18 protein-coding genes and 1 tRNA gene are annotated in these 19,990 nt (G+C 66.1%); 12 read left to right on the top strand and 7 right to left on the bottom strand.

Translation table 11 applies throughout. The annotated features are described in order from the left end of the window. Nucleotides 1-1,239 (bottom strand): acetate--CoA ligase (locus ACV1FX_RS33305; RefSeq protein ID WP_473121776.1); only part of this gene is annotated, 1,239 nt, incomplete at its 3' end. 389 nt (nucleotides 1,240-1,628) lie between these two features. Between ACV1FX_RS33305 and ACV1FX_RS33300 the strand changes: the two genes are divergently transcribed. Beyond that, on the top strand, nucleotides 1,629-2,798 hold the full coding sequence (locus tag ACV1FX_RS33300; protein WP_473121775.1) for a DNA topoisomerase IB: 1,170 nt from the start codon (nucleotides 1,629-1,631) through the stop codon (nucleotides 2,796-2,798). Between the two features lie 6 nt (nucleotides 2,799-2,804). Here ACV1FX_RS33300 and ACV1FX_RS33295 read toward each other — a convergent pair whose 3' ends face one another. After that, nucleotides 2,805-3,263 carry an SRPBCC family protein gene (locus ACV1FX_RS33295; protein ID WP_473121774.1) on the bottom strand — a complete coding sequence of 153 codons (459 nt, stop codon included), beginning with the start codon at nucleotides 3,261-3,263 and terminating at the stop codon, nucleotides 2,805-2,807. A gap of 114 nt (nucleotides 3,264-3,377) precedes the next feature. Between ACV1FX_RS33295 and ACV1FX_RS33290 the strand changes: the two genes are divergently transcribed. Beyond that, nucleotides 3,378-4,457 (top strand): adenylate/guanylate cyclase domain-containing protein, encoded by a 1,080-nt coding sequence (locus ACV1FX_RS33290; RefSeq protein WP_473121773.1) that lies wholly within the window; start codon nucleotides 3,378-3,380, stop codon nucleotides 4,455-4,457. Between the two features lie 136 nt (nucleotides 4,458-4,593). Here ACV1FX_RS33290 and ACV1FX_RS33285 read toward each other — a convergent pair whose 3' ends face one another. Genes ACV1FX_RS33285 through tsaD form a run of 3 tightly spaced genes read right to left on the bottom strand, consistent with a single transcriptional unit; the run spans nucleotide 4,594 to nucleotide 7,066 of the window. Further along, a complete protein-coding gene (locus ACV1FX_RS33285) occupies nucleotides 4,594-5,007 on the bottom strand; it encodes an EVE domain-containing protein (RefSeq protein WP_473121772.1) in 414 nt (137 codons plus the stop codon). Nucleotides 5,008-5,009: 2 nt separating this feature from the next. Next, nucleotides 5,010-5,990: an NAD(P)H-dependent glycerol-3-phosphate dehydrogenase gene (locus tag ACV1FX_RS33280; protein WP_473121771.1), complete on the bottom strand. Its 981-nt coding sequence runs from the start codon at nucleotides 5,988-5,990 to the stop codon at nucleotides 5,010-5,012. A 2-nt stretch (nucleotides 5,991-5,992) separates the two neighbouring features. Further along, nucleotides 5,993-7,066: a tRNA (adenosine(37)-N6)-threonylcarbamoyltransferase complex transferase subunit TsaD gene (gene tsaD, locus ACV1FX_RS33275; protein ID WP_473121770.1), complete on the bottom strand. Its 1,074-nt coding sequence runs from the start codon at nucleotides 7,064-7,066 to the stop codon at nucleotides 5,993-5,995. A gap of 148 nt (nucleotides 7,067-7,214) precedes the next feature. On the opposite strand from tsaD, the gene ACV1FX_RS33270 reads away from it, so the two are divergent. The 5 genes from ACV1FX_RS33270 to ACV1FX_RS33250 all read left to right on the top strand — a co-directional run bounded on the left by ACV1FX_RS33270 (nucleotide 7,215) and on the right by ACV1FX_RS33250 (nucleotide 11,759). Next, on the top strand, nucleotides 7,215-7,961 hold the full coding sequence (locus ACV1FX_RS33270) for a uroporphyrinogen-III synthase (RefSeq protein ID WP_473121769.1): 747 nt from the start codon (nucleotides 7,215-7,217) through the stop codon (nucleotides 7,959-7,961). A gap of 73 nt (nucleotides 7,962-8,034) precedes the next feature. Further along, nucleotides 8,035-9,282, top strand: a complete 1,248-nt coding sequence (locus tag ACV1FX_RS33265; protein WP_473121768.1) for a COG4223 family protein — start codon at nucleotides 8,035-8,037, stop codon at nucleotides 9,280-9,282. 21 nt (nucleotides 9,283-9,303) lie between these two features. Further along, a complete protein-coding gene (locus ACV1FX_RS33260; RefSeq protein ID WP_473121767.1) occupies nucleotides 9,304-11,139 on the top strand; it encodes a heme biosynthesis HemY N-terminal domain-containing protein in 1,836 nt (611 codons plus the stop codon). 87 nt (nucleotides 11,140-11,226) lie between these two features. Then, nucleotides 11,227-11,302 (top strand) — tRNA-Thr (locus ACV1FX_RS33255). A gap of 109 nt (nucleotides 11,303-11,411) precedes the next feature. After that, nucleotides 11,412-11,759, top strand: coding sequence for a hypothetical protein (locus ACV1FX_RS33250; protein WP_473121766.1), 348 nt, complete (start codon nucleotides 11,412-11,414; stop codon nucleotides 11,757-11,759). Nucleotides 11,760-11,822: 63 nt separating this feature from the next. On the opposite strand, the gene ACV1FX_RS33245 is transcribed toward ACV1FX_RS33250, so the two are convergent. Further along, nucleotides 11,823-12,878 (bottom strand): polysaccharide deacetylase family protein, encoded by a 1,056-nt coding sequence (locus ACV1FX_RS33245; protein ID WP_473121765.1) that lies wholly within the window; start codon nucleotides 12,876-12,878, stop codon nucleotides 11,823-11,825. 253 nt (nucleotides 12,879-13,131) lie between these two features. On the opposite strand from ACV1FX_RS33245, the gene ACV1FX_RS33240 reads away from it, so the two are divergent. Then, nucleotides 13,132-13,428, top strand: coding sequence for a hypothetical protein (locus ACV1FX_RS33240; RefSeq protein ID WP_473121764.1), 297 nt, complete (start codon nucleotides 13,132-13,134; stop codon nucleotides 13,426-13,428). Nucleotides 13,429-13,529: 101 nt separating this feature from the next. Then, nucleotides 13,530-13,745: a hypothetical protein gene (locus ACV1FX_RS33235; protein WP_473121763.1), complete on the top strand. Its 216-nt coding sequence runs from the start codon at nucleotides 13,530-13,532 to the stop codon at nucleotides 13,743-13,745. 80 nt (nucleotides 13,746-13,825) lie between these two features. Here ACV1FX_RS33235 and ACV1FX_RS33230 read toward each other — a convergent pair whose 3' ends face one another. Further along, nucleotides 13,826-15,514 carry an MFS transporter gene (locus ACV1FX_RS33230; protein ID WP_473121762.1) on the bottom strand — a complete coding sequence of 563 codons (1,689 nt, stop codon included), beginning with the start codon at nucleotides 15,512-15,514 and terminating at the stop codon, nucleotides 13,826-13,828. A 135-nt stretch (nucleotides 15,515-15,649) separates the two neighbouring features. On the opposite strand from ACV1FX_RS33230, the gene ACV1FX_RS33225 reads away from it, so the two are divergent. Genes ACV1FX_RS33225 through ACV1FX_RS33215 form a run of 3 tightly spaced genes read left to right on the top strand, consistent with a single transcriptional unit; the run spans nucleotide 15,650 to nucleotide 19,885 of the window. Then, the gene (locus ACV1FX_RS33225) at nucleotides 15,650-17,023 is read left to right on the top strand and encodes a hydrolase (RefSeq protein ID WP_473121761.1); all 1,374 of its coding nucleotides are present in this window, start codon (nucleotides 15,650-15,652) and stop codon (nucleotides 17,021-17,023) included. A gap of 36 nt (nucleotides 17,024-17,059) precedes the next feature. Further along, nucleotides 17,060-18,427 carry a cytochrome P450 gene (locus tag ACV1FX_RS33220; protein ID WP_473121760.1) on the top strand — a complete coding sequence of 456 codons (1,368 nt, stop codon included), beginning with the start codon at nucleotides 17,060-17,062 and terminating at the stop codon, nucleotides 18,425-18,427. A gap of 48 nt (nucleotides 18,428-18,475) precedes the next feature. After that, complete coding sequence (locus ACV1FX_RS33215; RefSeq protein ID WP_473121759.1) at nucleotides 18,476-19,885, top strand: DUF5939 domain-containing protein; 1,410 nt, start codon at nucleotides 18,476-18,478, stop codon at nucleotides 19,883-19,885. The last annotated feature ends 105 nt before the right edge of the window (nucleotides 19,886-19,990 follow it).

Raw genomic sequence — 19,990 nt, 5'->3', positions numbered from 1 at the left:
GGTCTGCCACCAGGTGTCGACGATCGGGCAGCGGTCCTCGCCGACGACGCGGTGATACCACTCCCAGGCTTCCGGATTGATGGGCTCGCCGACCGAGCCGAGCAGACGCAGGCTCGCGCGCGAGGTCTTCTTCACCGGCTCGTCGCCGCCCTGCATCAAGGCGCGGATCGCGGTCGGCGCGGTGTAGAAGATGTTGACCTTGTGCTTGTCGATGACGTTCCAGAAGCGGGAATTATCGGGGTAGTTCGGCACGCCTTCGAACATCAGCGTGGTCGCGCCGTTGGCGAGCGGTCCGTACAGGATGTAGCTGTGGCCGGTGACCCAGCCGACGTCGGCGGTGCACCAGTAGATGTCGCCGTCGTGATAGTCGAACACGTATTGATGCGTCATCGCGGCATAGACGAGATAGCCGCCCGAGGTGTGCAGCACGCCCTTCGGCGTGCCGGTCGAACCCGAGGTGTAGAGGATGAACAGCGGATCCTCGGCGTGCATGTGCTCGGCCGGGCAGTCCGTCGTCACCATCTTGGCGGCGTCGTGGTACCAGAGGTCGCGCGACGGGTTCATGTCGACCTTGCCGCCGGTGCGCTTGACCACGATGACCCAGTCGACGCCTTCTGTCTTGGCGAGCGCCGCATCGACATTGGCCTTCAGCGGCACCTTCCTGCCGCCGCGCAGGCCCTCATCGGCGGTGATGATCACCTTGGATTTGCAGTCGCTGATGCGCTGGGCGAGGCTGTCCGGCGAGAAGCCGGCGAACACCACCGAGTGGATTGCCCCGATCCGCGCGCAGGCCAGCATCGCATAGGCGGCCTCGGGGATCATCGGCAGGTAGATGGTGACGCGGTCGCCCTTCTTGACGTTGCGGGTGCGCAGGATGTTGGCCATCCGGCAGACCTCGTCATGCAGCTCCTTGTAGGTGATGTGCTTCGACTGCGAGGGATCGTCGCCCTCCCAGATGATCGCGGTTTGATTTGCACGGGTGTGAAGATGCCGGTCGATGCAGTTCCAGGCGACGTTGAGGACGCCGTCCTCGAACCATTTGATCGAGACGTTGCCGGGCGCGAACGAGACGTTCTCGATCCTGGTCGGCGCCTTCATCCAGTCGATGCGCCTGGCCTGCTCGGCCCAGAAGCCGTTCGGGTCCGAGATCGAGCGGGCGTACATGTCCTTGTACCTGGCCTGGTCGACCCAGGCACGCTTCGTCCACTCTGCCGGGACGTCGTAGATCTTCTCGGACATGTTTTCCTCCACCAAGCGGCAAGCTCAAGGCCACGCCGACATCATTTGAATGATTATGCGTCGGGCTAACCGCGCCCGACAAGGAGGACAAGCTGGACCTTCGGCGGGCATTCGGCCATGAGCAGAATCAAGATCGGTGAGGGGGCCTGTCGCAAATCTGAAACAGCCGGCGCGAAGGCTCCTGGGCTCTTTACCGAACCTTGCGGAAGCCGCGACGCAGACCCTCCATGCGCTAGCCGGAGGTATTTGGCAACCGTTAACCGCTGATTCGGGACTCGCAATGCCGTTCGGAACCTCCTAAATGGCCTGACCGGGTCCGTTGGGCCCACCGGAACAAAAATCAAAACAACAGCATTGACCGATAACAGGCGGAGCTAAGGCGCAAGACTATGATGGATCAGCAGAATTTCGGGACGATGCGGCCCGCTTCAGCCGATCCCGCCGCTATTGCGCTCGCCAAAGCGCTCGGACAATGGCCGAAACCGACCGGTTTCCGGCGCCCCAGTCCGAAAAAGACCTATGATACGGCGGCCGCAACTTCGGTCGAGGCGCTGGCCAAGGAATTGGGTCTGCGGCTCGGCGACCAGAACGAGCTGACGATCCGCCGCATCAAGCGCGGCAAGGGCTACTCCTTCGTCCGTCCCAACGGCGCCCATATCCGCGATGCCCGCACCATCCGCCGGCTGCACGCCATGGCGGTGCCGCCGGCCTATCGCGAGGTGCGTTATTCGGCTGACCCGAGCTCGCATCTCCAGGCGGTGGGTCGCGATGCCGCAGGGCGGCTGCAATATCGCTATCACGCCGACTGGGAGAAGGTCCGCGAGCATCGCAAGGCGCATCGCCTGGAAAAGCTCGTCGGTGCCTTGCCAAAAATCCGGCGCAAGGTCTCGGCGTTTCTCTCGGGCGACGAGCCGACGCGCGAATTTGCGCTCTCGGCGGTGATCGAGTTGATCGCCCGCACCGCGATCCGTCCCGGCAATGAATCCTACGCCCGCCTCAATGGCACCCGCGGCGCCACCACGCTGCTGAAGTCCAACGTCACGCTCGAAGACGACTGCTTCGTGCTGACCTTCAAGGCCAAGGGCGGCAAGGCGGTGCGGAAGGAGTGCGACGCGGCCAAGCTGGTCCGCGCCATCGGCATTCTGCGGGGCGTCCCCGGCAAGCGCATGTTCCAGTATCGCGATGCCTACGGCATCGTGCGCGCTGTGAACACCACGCAGGTGAACGCGTTCCTGCGCGAGATCGCCGGCATCAAGATTTCGCTGAAGGATTTTCGCACCCTGATGGCCTCGGCCGTCGTGGTGGAATCGCTGTCACGGATCACGCCGGCGACCAGCCAGCGCGGCCGCAAGCGCCAGGTGCTGGACGCGATCCGTGCCGCGGCCGACAAGCTTTCCAACACGCCGGCGATCTGCCGCAGGAGCTACGTCCACGACACCATCGTCACCGCATTCGAGGACGGCATCCTCGAACGTTTTGCCGCGACGATGAAGGGGCAGCGTTCGCAGGCGAGGCGCGAGCAGCTTCTGGCGCAGGTGGTGGCGACGGCTGCGGTGTAGCGCCCGCTACATCTTGCCCTGAGGCCTCATCACATCGGGCCCGGGATCTCGGCCTCCGGCCACGAGGCTCAACCGGTCCAGGTAATGGGCCCAGCCCCTGCTGTGGGCTTCGCATTGTTCCGCAGTCGGCAGGCCGCTGTGCGTCATGCGCAACAGCGTGCCGCCATCGCGTTCGATCAGGTCGATCTCGATCAGGCTGGAGCCCGGCGGCACTTCCTGGCCGCCCTCCCAACCGAACGTGTAGGCGAGCCGGTGCACCGGCACGACCTCGCGAAACGCGCCGCGCGCGACGCCGCCGCGCTGGCCAATACCCCTCAGCAGGTAAAGGCCGCCAGGCTGCGTCTCGAACGTCGCCTCCGAGCCCATCCAGTTCACGATTTTGTCGGGGTCGGCGAGGTAGGCGAAGACGGTGGCGCGCGGGGCCGGGATGTGGGTCTCGCGGCGGACTATGAATGGCTCAGTCATCGGCATCGGTTCCCAGGCTGAACTCAAGGACATGGCGCCGCTCCAGCGCCTCTTCAAGGCCGCCGTCGATGATAGGTCGTGACAAAAAGGGCGAGCAGACCACATGATCGCACCATGCAGTTGTCCTCGACGCTCGCCTGGCTCGTCGATGCCGCCGCCGAGACCACGGGCGCCGACCGGCTGCTCGCCGATCTCGGCGCGCATCTGGTTGCGGATGGTTTGCCGCTCGTCGCGGGCAGCCTGACACTGGACGTTCCGCATCCCCTGATCGCACAGCGAACCTGGCTGTGGCGCGCCGAGAGCGGCGAGGTCGTCGAAGCACTTGGTTTTGCGCCGGGGGCTGCCGCGCTCGCGCCACGCAATGATGCCGGCCGTCGCTGGCTGAGCACGACAGCCGCCGGCACCGTCCACGAAGACGTGATCGGACGGCAGGACGGACCGTTGCTCGGCTGGATCGGGCCGCATCCGTTCACGCCGCGCGAGATCCACGATCTCCAGCAAGCCGCGCGCTTTGCCGCAGCGCCGCTCGCCGTGCTCGCCGCACGGGCCACATTGGCGGCCGCGCTCGAAGCTTATCTCGGACGGCGCAGCGCCGAGCGCGTGCTCGCGGCACCCTTGCGCCGCGATCTCGGTGAAACCATCCAGGCAGCGCTGCTCTATGCCGATCTGCGTGATTTCACGGCACTGTCCGAAGGCAATCCGCCGGCCGCGGTCATCTCGGCGCTCGACGCCTGGTTCGATCGCATCGCGGGCGCGGTGCACGCCTTTGGCGGCGAGGTGCTGAAATTCATCGGCGATGGCGTGCTCGCGATCTTTCCGGTGCTTGACGATTCGCCGCGTCGTGCCTGCGACGCCGCCTTGCGTGCGGCGGCCGCGGCACGCGCCGGCATGGTGCATCTGGATGACGAACGGCGCCGCCAGAGATTGCCGTCGCTATCATTCGGCGCCGCGCTTCATCTCGGCGAGATGCTGTGGGGCAATATCGGTGCCGCCAACCGGCTGGATTTCACCGCCATCGGTTCGGCCGTCAATTTGGTCAGCCGGCTCGAGGGATTGTGCAAGCCGCTCGGCAAGACGATTCTGGTGTCGGGTGCGCTGGCGGCGGAGACCGACACGCCATTGCTTCCCCTCGGGATGCATCCACTGCGTGGGATCGTAGCGCCATGCGAAGTGTTTGCGTTGCCGGACTTGTGAGGCCAGCTTTTTTCCTTCTCCCCTTGCGGGAGAAGGTGGCGCGGACGAAGTCCGCGACGGATGAGGGGTCTGTTTCCGCGGATAGAGACCCCTCACCCGCGCTCGCTGCGCGAGTGCATCCGCAAGGGGAGAGGGTTTAAAGGCCGCCCATCTTGCAGACGAGCTTCCATTCGTCCGCCGTCACCGACTGCACCGACAGCCGCGAATATTTCACCAGCGCCATGTCGGCGAGCTTCTTGTCGGCCTTGACTGCGGCCATCGTCACCGGCGTCTTCAACGGCTTGTCGGCCTTGATGTCGACGCAGACGAACTTGCCGGTCTTGTCGGTCGGATCGGGATAGGCCTCCTTGATGATCTCCGCGATGCCGACGATCTCCTTGCCCTCGTTGGAATGATAGAAGAACGCCTTGTCGCCCTTCTTCATGTTCACGAGATTCTGGCGCGCGGTGAAATTGCGCACGCCGGTCCAGGCCTCGCCCTTGGCGCCCTTGGCGACCTGCTGGTCCCAGGACCAGACCGACGGTTCGGATTTCACCAGCCAGTACGCCATGCTCATTCCTCTGCCTTGAAGGGGCGCGTCAAAAGTCCCGATATTGCGGCGTCGATCGTGCTCTTGCCGCTCAGGATCGCTGCCACCGCCTGTGATACCGGCATCTCGATACTTTGCGAAGATGCGAGCTCGATCAGCACGGGTGCGGTGGATTCGCCTTCTGCGAGCTTGCCGGCCGGCGGCTTGTCGCCGCGCCCGAGTGCGAGCCCGAGCGCGAAGTTGCGCGATTGCGGGCTCGAGCAGGTCAGGATCAGGTCGCCGAGGCCGGACAGGCCTGCGAGCGTCTCGCTGCGCGCGCCGAGTGCGCGGCCGAAGCGGGCAAGCTCGGCAAAGCCGCGCGTGGTCAAGGCCGCCTGCGCGGACGCGCCGAGCTTGCGTCCGACTGCGATGCCGACAGCGATCGCCAGCACGTTCTTGGCCGCGCCGCCGATCTCGACGCCGCGTACATCAGTAGAGTGATAAGGCCGGAAAGTCGGCGACCCCAGCGCCTGCACCAGCGCGCTTGCGAGCTGATCGTCTTTTGCGGCGAGCGTCACCGCCGTCGGCAAGCCGCGCGCGACGTCGTCCGCAAAGCTCGGTCCCGACAGGATCGCGGGGCTCGAATGCGGCGCAGCTTCGGCGATCACGTCGGTCATGAATTTGTGGGTGCCGTGCTCGATGCCCTTGGCGCAGGCGATGATCGGCGTTGGCCTGGTCAAATGCGGCGCCAGCGTGCTCACCGCGCCACGCAAGTGCTGGGCCGGCGTGACGATCAGCAGCATGTCCGCGCGCGCGGCAAGCGCCAGCTCGCTCGTCACCACGATATCGGGAGACAGTTTTACGCCGGGCAGCCGCGGGTTTTCGCGTGACGATGCAATCCGGCCCGCGTGCTCGGCATTGCGCGCGCACAGCGTTACGGTTCTTCCCGCCCGCGCAGCGACCGTCGCCAGCGCCGTGCCCCAGGCGCCCGCGCCGATCACTGCGACGGATCGGAAGGATGTCATCACTAGAATCCCGCGCGGGTGTTGGTGTAGCCTTTGGGTGCCGTGGCATTGGCATCGAGCAGCCAGCGGGCGCGGGGCTGGGCGTCCATCGTGTCGGTGAGGCCGAGCGCGAGACGCTCGGCGCCGGCCCAGGCGATCATCGCGCCGTTGTCGGTGCAGAGCGCCGGGGGCGGCATGATCAGCCGCGTCCCGGCTGCGTCGGCAACGTCCTGCAAGGCGCCGCGGATCGCCTGATTGGCTGCAACGCCGCCGGCCGCAACGAGCGCTTGCGGCGCGCCGAACTGCTCGCGGAACAGCTTCAAGCCCATGCCGAGGCGGTCCGCGGTCGAATCCAGCACCGCGGCCTGAAAGCTCGCGCAGAGATCGCGGATGTCCTGTGGCTCGAGCGGCGTGATCCGGCTCGCTTCGTTGCGCACCGCCGTCTTCAGTCCCGACAGTGAGAAATTGGCGTCCGGGCGTCCCTGCATCGGCCGCGGAAACGCAAATCGCGTCGCATCGCCCTCTGCCGCGGCGCGCTCCACCTGCGGTCCGCCCGGATAAGGTAGCCCGAGCATCTTCGCGACCTTGTCGAAGGCTTCGCCGATCGCATCGTCGACGGTGGTGCCGAGCCGGATGTATTGACCGACGCCGACCACGGCGACGATCTGGGTGTGACCGCCCGAAGCCAGGAACAGGCAATAGGGGAATTCAAGATGATCGGTCAGCCGCGGCGTCAGCGCATGCGCCTCGAGATGGTTCACCGCGACGAGCGGGGTGTCGTGCACCATCGCGATCGCCTTCGCGGTGGTGAGCCCGACGATGACGCCGCCGATCAGTCCGGGGCCCGCCGCAGCCGCTACGCCCGACAACTCGGCGAAGCCGACGCCGGCTTCTTTCATCGCGCGGTCAATGATACCGTCGAGCAGGTCGACATGGGCGCGCGCGGCGATCTCCGGCACGACGCCGCCAAAGCGGGCGTGTTCCTCGACTTGCGAGCGCACGACGTTCGAGAGAATCTCGCCGTCACCGTCACCCGTGCGCGCGATCACGGCCGCGGCGGTTTCGTCGCAGGTGGTTTCGATGCCCAATACCAGCATTGGCGAATTGTTATCCAATTTGCGCCCTTGCGCTCTTCCGCAAAGCAGAGTTCTGGTACGTCCGGTAGCATTCCGGGGTCGCCAAAGGCAATCGCGCCTTTGCAACGTCCGGAACACCAGATCGCGATGCCGCCGGAGAATAGAGATCATGGCCATTCTTGTCACACGGCCGCATCCCGACAATGAGGCCACGGCGGCAAGCCTGCGTGCTCAGGGTCATGTGGTGCTGCTCGCGCCGGCGCTCAAGTTCGAGCCGGTCGCGTTTCACGACGAGAGCGAGGCGAACTACAGCGGCATCATCGTCACATCAGCCAATGCGATCCGCTCCATCGCGCCGCAACTGCCGGAGCTTCGTCTGTCGAGACTGCCGCTGTTCGCGGTCGGCGAGCACACGGCCACGGCCGCCCGCGAGGCCGGCTTTGAAAAGGTGATCGCCGCCGGCGGCGACGGGGCGGCCCTGCGCGATAAGGTGCTGCAAGGCGCACGCGACAAGGTCGTGAAGAAAAAGGGCACGCTGCTCTATCTTGCAGGCGCGGACCTGTCGCGCGATCTCGCCGGCGAGCTCGGCGCGGAAGGATTCAGTGTGGTGACGCAAACCATCTATCGCATGGTGCCGGTCAAGCATTTGCCGCGCGAGGTCTGCGAAGGTTTCGCCGCCCAGGGTATCCGCGCCGTCCTGCACTATTCGCGACGCAGCGCGCGCGCCTTCCTGGATGCGGCGCGCGACGAAGGCGTCGAAATCTCCGCGTTGTCGATTCCGCAGTGCTGCCTGTCGGAGAGCATCGCCGGCGTGCTCCGCGACGCCGGCGCGACGCAGGTTGCGGTCGCGGCCGCGCCGGACGAAAATGCCCTGATTGAGACCTTGGCGCGTGCTTTGCGCACCCGTTTGGCGTAAGAGAACGGGCCGAATCCTTCAACTTTGGGGTCCGGTCCGAGTACGTCGCTTGCAAGTGTGAGGAAACGTCACGATGGCCGAAGACAAGCCTGAAGACGCAGGATTGGCCCCCGAATCCGGCCGTGCCAAACGCACTCCGCCCACCATCGACCTCGAGGCGACCGAGGTGTCCACACAGCCGCAGCAGGCGGCCAAAGAGTCGCAGCCCGAGCCTGCCGATGCCGATGCCGATGCGGCCAAAGCCGAACCGGTCGCGGCCGAGGCCGCCGAGCCCGAAGCAGCTCAGCCAGAAGACAAGCCGGATCGCGCCGAGGCCCAGGCCGGCGTGCCTCCGACGTCTGCGCCGGTGTCACCCTGGGTCATCGCGCCGCTGTCGGGCGCGGTCGCAGCCGCGCTGGTGATCGCGGTCGGCTGGATGCTGGGCTGGCCGCAGGTGGAGGCGCCCGCAGCGGCGCCACAGGTCACGACTGCCACGGTCGATGCGTTGAGCGGGCGCGTCGCCGCCGTCGAGACCAAGGTCAACAAGCAGGCGGCACCTGCCGCAGACCCCGCCGCAGCGGCGCGGCTTGATGCGCTGGATAAATCCGTCACCGCCTTGCGCAGCGACATCGCGAGCCTGCGGACCCAATCGGAGAAGCTCGGTAGTGCACTGAACGACGTGAAGTCTGCGCCGCGCGACGCGGCTGCCGCGCCGGATCTGTCAGGTGTCAACGATCGCATCGCGCAGCTCGAGCGTACCATCAAGGCCGAGCGCGCCGAGCTTGCACAGCAGGGCGAGAAGATCGCCGATGCTAAGTCCACCGACGACAAGGCGATGCGTCGCGTCGTTGCCGCGGCGCTGCTCGACGTCGCGGTCCGTCACGGCGATAGCTATGCTGCGCAGCTTGAGGCAGCGAAATCCTTCGCGCCCGATCCGCAGGCGCTGAAGCCGCTCGAGACGTTCGCCTCCGCAGGCATTCCAACGCCGGTTGCGCTGAGCCGCGAACTCCTCAACATCGTATCGAAGTTGTCGCCACCGGCGGAGGCGCCGCCCAGCGGCGGCATTGTCGATCGCCTTCAGGCGGGCGCCTCGAAGCTCGTCCGCATCGAGCGCACCGACGGTGTCGGCAATGATCGCGGCGCGATCGTCGCGCGGATGACTGCGGCGGCACTGCGCAACGATTTCGACACGGCGCGGCGCGAGCTGAAGACGCTGCCGGAGTCCGATCGCGAAGCCGCAAAGGCCTGGCTCGACAAGGCCGATGCGCGCGATGCCGCGCTCGCCGCGTCCCGCAAATTCGCCGACGATGCCATGGCGGATCTCGCCAAACCCGCGCACTAGAGTCGCGCCGAAGGGATCGCCATGTTTCGCGTCGTATCGTTTCTCATCCTCATCGCACTTGCCGCGGCTGGCGCAGCCTGGGTCGCCGATCAGACCGGCGATGTCATCCTGACCTGGGGCAACTTGCGTGCCACGACGACAGTGCCGGTGTTCGTGCTCGGGCTTGGTCTCGTTGCGGTGGCCGCCGTCTTCGCCTGGAGCATTTTGAGCGGGATCTGGCGAACGCCGGCGCGGCTGCGTCGCCGTCGTCACGAGAAGCGCCATGCGCGCGGTCGCCACGCCATCACGCATGGATTGCTGGCGATCGGCCATGGTGATACCGCGCTCGCGCGCCGCCACGCGGAAGCGGCGCGGCGGCATGCGCCGGACGATCCGCTCGCGCTGCTCTTGCACGCGCAGTCGGCGCAGCTCGACGGCAATCGCGACGAGGCGCAGCGCGCCTTCCGTGCCATGGCCGAGCGCCCGGATACGCGGCTCCTCGGTCTGCGCGGTCTGTTTATCGAGGCGCAGCGCGCCGACGATGCCGTTTCCGCGGTGATGATCGCTGAGGAGGCGATCAAGCTGGCGCCGTCCTCGACCTGGGCCTCGCAGGCGGTGCTCGGCTTCCGCTGCGCGCGCAGCGACTGGAGCGGCGCGCTCGCGATCCTCGATTCAAATCTCTCGGCAGGCCTGATCGACAAGAAAGCCTGGCGCCGGCAGCGCGGCGTGCTGCTCACGGCGCGCGCGCTGGAGCTCGAGACCATGGACCGCGATGTCGCGCGCGAGAGCGTGATGGAAGCGGTGAAGCTTGCCCCGACGCTGGTGCCGGCTGCAGCCCTCGCCGCGAAATTCGAGAGCGAGGCGCATCAGGTGCGGCGCGCCATGAAGCTCGTGGAAGCCGCCTGGCTCGCTCATCCGCATCCCGATCTCGCCGACGCCTATGCGCATGTGAAGCTCGGCGACTCCGCGCGGCAGCGCCTGCAGCGGATCGAGACGCTGGCGGCCAAGACGCCCGGTCATGTCGAGGGCCAGCTCGCGCTCGCGCGCGCCGCGATCGACGCCAGCGAGTTCGCCCGCGCCCGCGAGGCGCTGGCGCCGCTGGTCAACGATCCGACCCAGCGGGTTGCGCTGCTGATGGCGGAGATCGAGCGCGCCGAGCATGGCGACAGCGGCCGCGCGCGGGCCTGGACCTTGCGCGCGGTGCGCGCCCGTCACGACCCGGCCTGGACGGCCGACGGCTATGTCAGCAACCGCTGGCGCCCGGTCTCGCCCGTCACCGGCCGGCTCGACGCCTTCCAATGGCAGACGCCGGTGGCGAGCCTGCCCTCGGACAAGGGCACGACGATCGAGGCCTCTCCATTCGAGGAGGCCATGCTGGCCGCCCCGCCGCCGAAGCGGATCACCGTGAGCAGCGAGGCGCTGGAACCGGTCCAGCCCGCGCCTGCGCCAGCCGCGCAGGACAATCTGCCGCCCACGCCCAAGCCCTTGGAAATCAAGCCTTCGGACGACAAGGTTTTGGAAGCCAAGGCTTCGGAGACCAAGGCTTCGGAGACCAAATCTTCCGAGGTCAAGGCGCCGGAGGCAAAGACGGAAGTCGAGACGGTCGACGTGAAGGCGTCCGAAGTAACGGAGCCGGCCAAACTGGTCCCGGAGCCCGCCGAATCAGCCCCCATTGCGGCCACGCCCGTGTTCCGCGCCCGGGCCGACCTCGGCAAGCCGGCGGCATCGCCGATTCCTGCCGTCATCCCGATCATCCGCGCGCCGGATGACCCCGGAATCGATGACGACGGTCCCAGCGATGAATTTACGGAACAAATCGGCACGCCGAAGGCTCAGGCCGGCGGCTGGCGCGGTTTCTGGTCCCGCTGGGGACGCTGATCGGCTGCTTGTCCTTGCCAATTCCGGCCATGCCCGATATCAGGGGCGCGCGTATTTGGGGTCGCTCAGCCGGCCCCTCATTGGTCCGCCGCAATAGCTCAGTTGGTAGAGCACGTCATTCGTAATGACGGGGTCGGGGGTTCGAGTCCCTCTTGCGGCACCAGCTTTCGCTGGCTTCGGCCGGGCAAGCCGGCAACTTGCGTGATCGATGTCACGTAACGCCAGGCCGACTTGTCCTAGCTTCCCGTCAGGCTCACACGGGAGACACGCACATGCGCAAGATCGTTCTGGTTGCCGCCATGGTTCTCGCCTCCGCGTCCGCGCAGGCCGCCGGTTCGCGTGGGCTCACGCTCGCGTCCGCCGATGATCCGGCCGCGCCGCAAGCCACGACCACCGCGGCCCCGCAGGCCTCCAAGCCCGCGGATGCTCCGAAATATGTCGACCGGCCGGCGGCCGTGTCCACGGCACCCGCGGCGACCACGGGCTCAGCGCCCGCGACGACGCAGACGCCTGTAGCTTCGAGCAAGACCGCGGCGAAGGCCGACAAGCCCAGGCGCAGGCCATACTGGACCGCAGGCCGCATCATCGGCGAGCTGCATCGCCACGGCATTTATTGGTAGCCAAAAACGATGATGGCCGGGAAGCCCGGCCATCATGAACTGTCGAAGCGGATTGGTTTGTCGTTACTGCGAAACGGTCTGCACCACGCTCGAGATCGGGCGCGCGCTCGACGTCGGCACCTTCAGCTCCTTGAGCAGGGCCTCGTCATATTCCGGCAGCGTCTCGAACGTCGTCTTGGCCTTGATCTGCACGACCTTGTAGCCGCCGGCCTTCAGGCGTGCGAGCAGCGTCGGCAAGGCTTCCGCGGTGTGCTTCTGGAAGTCGTGCATCAGGATGATGCCCTTGCCGAGCTTGTCGAGCTTGGTCATCACGTTGCTGACGATCTTGTCCGGCGTGCTTTCCTTCCGGAAGTCGAAGGAGTCGAGATCGGTCGAGAACATCGCGACGTTGCGCGTGCCGAAATAGCTCACGATCGCCGGATTGTGCTGAAGCTGCGGGAAGCGGAAGAACGGCGCCGGATTGGTGCCGAGCGCGAACTTCACCGCGCTAAAGCCCTTCTCGACCTCGTCCTTGGCCTGTTGCTCCGTCATCTTCTTGCTGTTGAGGTTGACGTGCGACCAGGTGTGCGTGCCGACCGTGTGGCCCTGGGCCAGCACCTGGCGCAGGATCTCGGGATGGTAGGTCGCATGCTTGCCGACCGCGAAGAACAGGCCCTTGGTGCATTCGTCGGCGAGCGCCTTCAGCACTGCGGGCGTGTTGTTCGGCCACGGACCGTCATCGAAGGTCAGCACGACCTCCTTGTCGGTGAGGAAGTCGAACTGCTTGAAATGCTCGAAGCCAAATCCGGGTCCGCCGGTGGTGTCGATCTCGACCACGCGGGCAACCCCCAGCGCGTTCGGATTGGCGCAGGTCGATTTCTGCTGGACCGGCATGGGCGCTGCCGGAGCAGGCACGGGCGGTGCGGCCGCAGCCGCGACCTGCCTGCCGGACAATGCCGCCGTCGTCTCGACATCATCCCTGGCGGCTAGCTTCGCCGAGGCCGGGAGAGGCTCCGACGCGCGGGCAGCCATTGTCTGGGGAGCGGCCTGTTCGGCGCGCGAGGAATAGAAAAACCAACCTCCGGCGATCACGACCGCCGCAATCACACTGGCCGCTATCAGGCCTAACGCATTACGCATCGCTACTCTTTCCAAATACGCAACCAAACCAGCGGTTTCTCTCCGCGCCGCCCCATTAATGCGAAGGAACAGTTAACGTGACACCAACGCGACAGCGGTTGCGGTGGAATTTCAGCGGGGTGCGCCAAAGTGACCGGTGTCACAATCGGCGGGCCGGTCGTGACCGTCATCACAGTGCAAACGGTTTTGCCGGGGCATCGTAGCTTTTCGTTAACGATGGCCCGCCCGACGGCGGCGCCGATGGGAGCCTCAAATGACCACCTCGTCTTCGTCCAAGATCCGCGACGCCAGCCTGGCGCTGGGTTTTGCCGCGTTTGTCTCGATCCTGTCCTCGACGACAAGCTTTGCCTACACCGCCGAGGCGCAGCAGATGTGCACCGGCGATGCCTTCCGCCTGTGTTCGTCGGAAATCCCCAACATCCCCGCAATCACTGCCTGCATGATCAAGCACCGCGCCGATCTCAGTCCCGGCTGCCGGGCCGTGATGGACAGGGATCTCGCCAAGGCGCCGTCGCGCAAGGTCGCCGACGCCCAGGAGAGCGCGCGCTGAGACAAGCGCTGCCGGCGCGGCGCATCAACAAAGCCGTTGCAGCGCGGGAACCATCGCTCTAGCTTCGCCGGCCTATCGTTTCGGGTATGAGGCATTGCGCGATGAGCAGATTTCTTTTGATTCTTCCCCTGGCCCTGATCGCATCGGGTGCATCGGCGCAGCAGCAGCCGGGCCACGATGCCTGCGCCCGTGACGTCTCGCGCTTCTGCCGTTCGGTGATGAACAATGGCGATTCGGCCGTGCTCGCCTGCCTCAAGCAAAATCGCACCCGCCTCGGCAAGGCCTGCGACAAGGTGTTGACCGAGCACGGGCAGTAATCTCTGTCGTCATTCCGGGCTCGCGCCTTGCGGCGCCCCGGAATGACGGAATTAAATTCGGGCTGCGACTTCGATGAAAACTACGTGCTGCTCCCCGCCGCGGTCGCGACCACCGGCAGCACCTCGCCGCTGCTGCGGTCCGGCGTCTCTTCCTTCCAGCGCACCGAGCCGAACGGGCGTTCGAGCATGCGGCGAATCCGCACCGGCTCGGGTCCGATGTGAAAATCGATCGCCTGCTGATGCAGCGCGCGTTCGGACTGGGTCGAGCGGTTGCGCTGGCGGAGGTAATCGAGCCAGGTCGGACAGTGGTAGCGCTCGGTCCACAATTCGGGATCGGCGATGTCGCGCGCGATCGACCAGCCATAGGCGCCGTTGCGCTGCCTTGAGAGCTGCACGTCCTGCATCACATTGTGGAAGGCGCGCGCGTTCTCCTGCCCCACGCGATATTCGATCTCGACCACCAGGGGACCGCTGCGCCCGGTCAATGACAGCCTCACCTCGGGATCGGCGAGCACCTCGGCGTCCTCGTTGCGCGCGCCGACGCGCGGCATTGCCAGCCACAAGCCGAGCAGTGGCGAAAGCAGCATCAGGCCGGCGGCCGTCAGCAGCGCCGTCTCGACGCCGGCATAATCGGTGAGGTGGCCCCAGCCCCAGGCGCCGATCGCGATGCCGCCGGAGATCGAGGCCTGGAATGCGGCGAGCGAACGTCCCGCGACCCAGCGCGGCGCCGAGAGCTGCACGCCGATATTGAACAGTGCCACCGACGCCATCCACACCGCGCCCGCCAGCACCAGCGCAGCCGCGGTCAGCACCGGCTCGCTGCTGAGCGCGATCGCGCCCATCGCGAAGGCCATCGAGATCGTGCAGGCGCGGATCGCCGCTTCGCCGCTCATGCGCTTGCGCAATTCGTGGATGTTGAGCGCGCCGACCACGGCGCCCATGCCGAAGGCGCCGAGCATGATGCCGTAGGTCTGCGCGCCGCCATGCAGGAGGTCGCGCGCGACCAAGGGCATCAGCGCCATGATCGCGCCGCCGATCAGGCCCATCACCAGCGTGCGCGTCAGCACGATCTTGATCGGCGGCGAATTGGTGATGTAGCGCACGCCGGACACCATGGCCCGGTTGAGCTTCTCTCGCGGCAGGCGCGAGGGTTCGGTCGAGCGCCGCCAGAGCAGCAGCACGACCAGCAGCGGCAGATAGAGGATCGCGTTGCAGGCAAACGCCGCCACCGCGCCGAGCGCGGCGACGATGACACCGCCGACTGCGGGACCGAAGCTGCGGGCGATGTTGTAGCTGATGCCGTTCAGCGCGACGGCGGACGGCAATGCTTCGGGCGGCACCTGCTCGCTGACCGAGGATTGCCAGGCCGGTCCGAACAATGCGTTGCCGCTGCCGACGACGAAGCAGAAGGCGAGCAGCGTTTCCGGCGTGACGAGCTGGAGGCCGGCCAGGATCGTGAGCGCGGACGCGCCGGTCAGCGCGATCGCGAGCGAGACCAGGGTGACGACGCGGCGGTCATACATATCGGCGATGGCGCCGGCCGGCATCGAGATCAGCATGATCGGCAGCATCAGCGCGGTCTGCACCAGCGCGACCTTGTCGGCCGAGGCCGCCATCTGCGTCATCGCCCAGGCTGCGCCCACGCCCTGAATCAGCAGCCCGAGATTGGAGAGCAGGCTGGCGAGCCAGATGCGCCGGAATACGGTATACCGCAGGGGTGCGGTGATGCCGTCATTGGCAAATTTCTGGCGTTTCGGCTGCTCGGTCATATCCCCTTCCAAATGGCTTGCGAGAAATGGTTCGGCGATTCCTGCTGGCCAAGTGATGCCTGTGAAAGTCCTTCGCTGTCCAGTGGTTAGACGGCTATAAGCGGTGCAACGAAATGGTTTGCCGGGGAGGAACAAATGAAACTATCGCGACGGACAATCTTGCAGGGCGTCAGCGCCCTGCCTTTCGCGGTTGCGAGCTTGCGGACGTCCGCATTGGCGCAGGCCACCGCCGCAGCGCCAGCCGCCGCCGAGGTGCCGCCGATCCTGTTCGTGCACGGCAACGGCGACTACGGCGCGCTCTGGATGACCACACTGTGGCGCATGGAATCGAATGGCATTGCGCGCGAGCGCATGCAGGCGATCAATTTCACCGATCCCAATGCGCGGGATGTCGACAGCGTCGAACAGCCCAACCGCTCCTCGATCGAAGATCAGCGTCGCGAGCTCGCCGCTGCGATCGCCGACTTGAAGCGCCGTACTGGCGCTGCGCGCGTCGCGCTGGTCGGCAGCTCGCGCGGCGGCAACGCCATCCGCAACGTCATCAAGAACGGCGGAGCCGGTGATGTCAGCCATGCCGTGCTGTGCGGCACGCCCAATCACGGTGTCTGGGCTACCGATGATGCGCTTGGCAACGAGTTCAATGGGCGCGGCGCGTTCCTGCGCGGCCTGAACGAGGGCGAGAGCGAGGTAACGCCGGGAACGGCCTTCCTCACCCTGCGCAGCGACGGCATGGACAAATATGCGCAGGCCGATGGTCGCTTTATCGGCAAGCCGGGTGTGCCCACCAATGTCACCGCCGAAGGCCCGGAGCTGAAGGGCGCCACCAACCTCGTGCTCGGCGCGCTCGATCATCGTGAAGTCGCGTTTCATCCGCGCGCCTTCCGCGAGATCTACAAGTTCATCGCGGCACGCGAGCCGGACCGCATCGCGATCACGCCGGAGAGCAGCGTCAAGTTGAGCGGCGTGGTGATGGGAACGCCAGATGGCGTGCCGACCAATCGTCCCGTGGAGGGTGCCACCGTCGAGATATTTCGCGTCGATCCCGCAAACGGCGAGCGCCAGGGCGGCGCGGTGCATAGCTCGACAACCGCCGCCGATGGCCGCTGGGGGCCGGCGCAGCTTGACCCGACCTGGTCGCTCGAGTTCGTCCTGACCTCGCCAGCCGCGCCCACGACGCATATCTACCGCTCGCCCTTTCCGCGCTCGTCGGACGTGGTGCATCTGCGCGCGGCGCGCCCGCTCGGGCCGCCCGACGCCGGGGCCGGTGCAGTCCTGATTCTGTCGCGGCCGCGCGGTTATTTCGGCCTGCCGCGCGACATCCTGCTGTTCGACGGCAAGGAGCCCGCCGACGTCAAGCCAGGTGTGCCAACGGATACGGCAGCAACCCTGCGGCTTCCCGCCACAGATGTCGGGCGTAACATCGTGGCCGAGTTCAACGAAGAACGGATCGTGGCCAGGGCCTGGCCGGCCGCCGAGAACAGGATTGCGATTGCCGAGCTGACTTACTAGCTCTTTGGGTGTGGCGGATATGCGGGGAGAGAGCCCATGAATGTCGCTCAGGTGCGCCGGCCCATCATTCCGCCGGCCCCGCCGCGCGCGCCGGAGGGCATGTCGTTTCTCCGCCGCGTTGCGGTGATCCGCAAGAACATGATCGCGACGTGGGGACAGCGCGCCTATGAGGAAGACGTCGTCAAGGGCCGCTTCTTCCTCCACAACAGCTTCATCCTCAACCAGCCGGACGCGATCCGGCACATCCTGCTCACCAACTACGAGAATTATACGCGCACGCCGGCCGGCATCCGGATGCTGCGTCCGGTGCTCGGGCAGGGTCTGCTGATCGCGGAAGGCCAGCCGTGGCGGCACCAGCGTCGAACGCTGGCGCCTGCCTTCACGCCGCACGCCACCGCCAACCTCGTCCCGCACATGACCGCGGTGCTCGACGAGACCATCGTCAAGCTCAAGACCAAGTCCAATGAGGTCCTCGACCTCCGCGAGATCATGCAGCGGATGACGCTCGAGATCGCCGGTCGCACGATGTTCTCGTTCGGCATGGACAAGCACGGCGCGACCTTGCGCAACTTTGTCATGGAATACGGCCACCGCCTGGGCCGGCCGTATTTCCTCGACATGCTGCTGCCGGTGTCCTGGCCGAGCCCGATGGATTTTGCGCGCGCCCGTTTCCGCAAGCGCTGGACCGCGTTCGTCGCGATGCTGATTGCCGAGCGGCGCGCCGCCGGCAAGAAGGAGGGCGCGCCGCCGCGCGATCTCTTCGACCTCATGGACGAAGCGCGCGATCCCGAAACCGGCAAGGGCTTTTCGGACGCCCAGCTCGTCGACGAGGTCGCGACCATGATCCTCGCCGGTCACGAGACGACCGCGACGGCGCTGTCATGGGCGCTCTATCTCCTGGCGCTCGATCGTGAGACTCAGGAGGAAGTCGCGTCCGAGACTCGCGGCGAGCACCTCGACAGCATCGCCGATATCGACCGGCAGAAATTCACCCGCGCCGTGATCGAGGAGACCATGCGGCTCTATCCGCCGGCCTTCCTGATCGCGCGCGCGGCGCTCGACAAGGACAACGCGGCGGGAGTCGAGATCGAAAAGGGCGATATCATCATGATCGCGCCGTGGCTTCTGCACCGGCACGAAAAGCTCTGGGACCAGCCCAACGCCTTCATCCCCAAGCGCTTCATGTCGGCGACCCCGCCCGATCGCTTCGCCTATCTGCCGTTCGGCGCCGGCCCGCGGGTCTGCATCGGTGCGCCTTTCGCGCAAGCCGAGTCGGTGCTGGCCCTGGCCCGGCTGATCGGCGAATTCCGTGTCGAGCTGGTCGACACCGGACCCGTCATTCCGGTCGGCGTCGTGACGACGCAGCCGGACCATTCTCCCATGTTCCGTATCACGCCACGGTGACGAGCCCGCTGCTTGGGATCGCTGCGCCGGCACATTAGATGAGGCGACATGAGTGACATTCACGCCCAGTTTTCGGTTCTCAAGCAAACCGCCGAGCCCAAGGTGGTCGACCAGATCGAGCGGCTGATCGATCGCGGCGAAGATCACGAGCTCAACCGCATCAACGCCATCGATTTCTCCCGGCAGCATGGCTTCGATGAGGAGCGGGTCATCTCCGCCTTCCTGCATTCGGCGCGGCTCGGACTGTTTGACCTGAGCTGGAACGTCTTGTGCCCGGGGTGCGGCGGCGTGCTCGGCGCGCACACGACGCTGAAGGCGCTGCGGCCCGACGATTATCACTGCGCGCTTTGCGCCTGCGGCTACAAGGCGTCCGTCGACGAGGCGGTCGAGGTCTCCTTCACCGTCAGTCCGCGCGTCCGGCGCATCGCGGCTCACGACCCCGATTCGCTGTCGGTGTGGGACTATTTCAAGCAGATTTTCTGGAGCTCCGGCATCGACTTCAACAAGGAGTCGTTCGCGACCCTCGCCGATGAGGTCACGCTCGACACGCTCGAGATTCCGGCCGGCGAAAAGGCGACGATGTCGCTCCAGCTTCCGAACGATTTCGTCATCGTGTTCGAGCCGGTGACGCATGCCGCGCATTTCATCGATGTCCAGGGCGAGCCGACCAAGGAGCGTCAGCAGCTCGCGATCATGTACAACAAGGTCCAGGCGCCGACGGGGACGACGACCTTGCGGCCCGGGCCCTTGCGGCTGTCGCTGGACAATCAGGCCGGCGTGCGCGTGCTGCCGACCGTGTTCATTGCGGCCGAGGCGCTGCATCACCTGATCGGCAAGCGCAAGCCGTTCCTGACCGCCAAGCGGATGCTGTCCAACCAGACCTTTCGCGATGTCTTCAAGGCCGACAATCTCAATATCGACCAGCGCCTGCAGATCACCTCGCTGACCTTCCTGTTCACGGACCTCAAGGGCTCGACCGCGCTCTATGAGCGCGTCGGGGATCTGGCCGCCTTCGACCTCGTGCGCGCGCATTTCCATGCCGTGCTCGAGATCATCGCCTCCGAGAAGGGCGCGGTGGTGAAGACGATCGGCGATGCCGTGATGGCGACGTTCGTCAAGCCGGAGGACGCGCTCATGGCCGGCTTGCGCATGCGTTCCGCAATGGAGGAATTGAACAGGAAGCGCGGCTCCCAAGATCTCGTTCTCAAGATCGGCATTCATGAGGGGCCATGTCTTGCGGTCATGCTCAACGAGCGGCAGGACTATTTCGGCCGGACCGTCAACATTGCCGCGCGCGTGCAGAGCGTGTCGATGGCCCAGGAAATCCACATCACCGGTCCCGTGCTGGACGCGCCGGCGGTTGCCAGGATCCTGGAGCAGTGGTCGATCAAGCCGATCCAGAAGCAGGCCGCGCTCCGCGGCATCGCCGACAAGATGGTGGTGTACGAGCTGCCGTGAGCGGTGAGGTATAGCTGCCACAATTTCCGTCATTGCGAGGAGCGAAGCGACGAAGCAATCCAGACTGCTTCCGCGGATGAATCCTGGATTGCTTCGTTTCGCTCG

The organism is Bradyrhizobium ingae (assembly GCF_055791185.1).
This window is presented reverse-complemented; position numbering and strand designations above follow the sequence as displayed.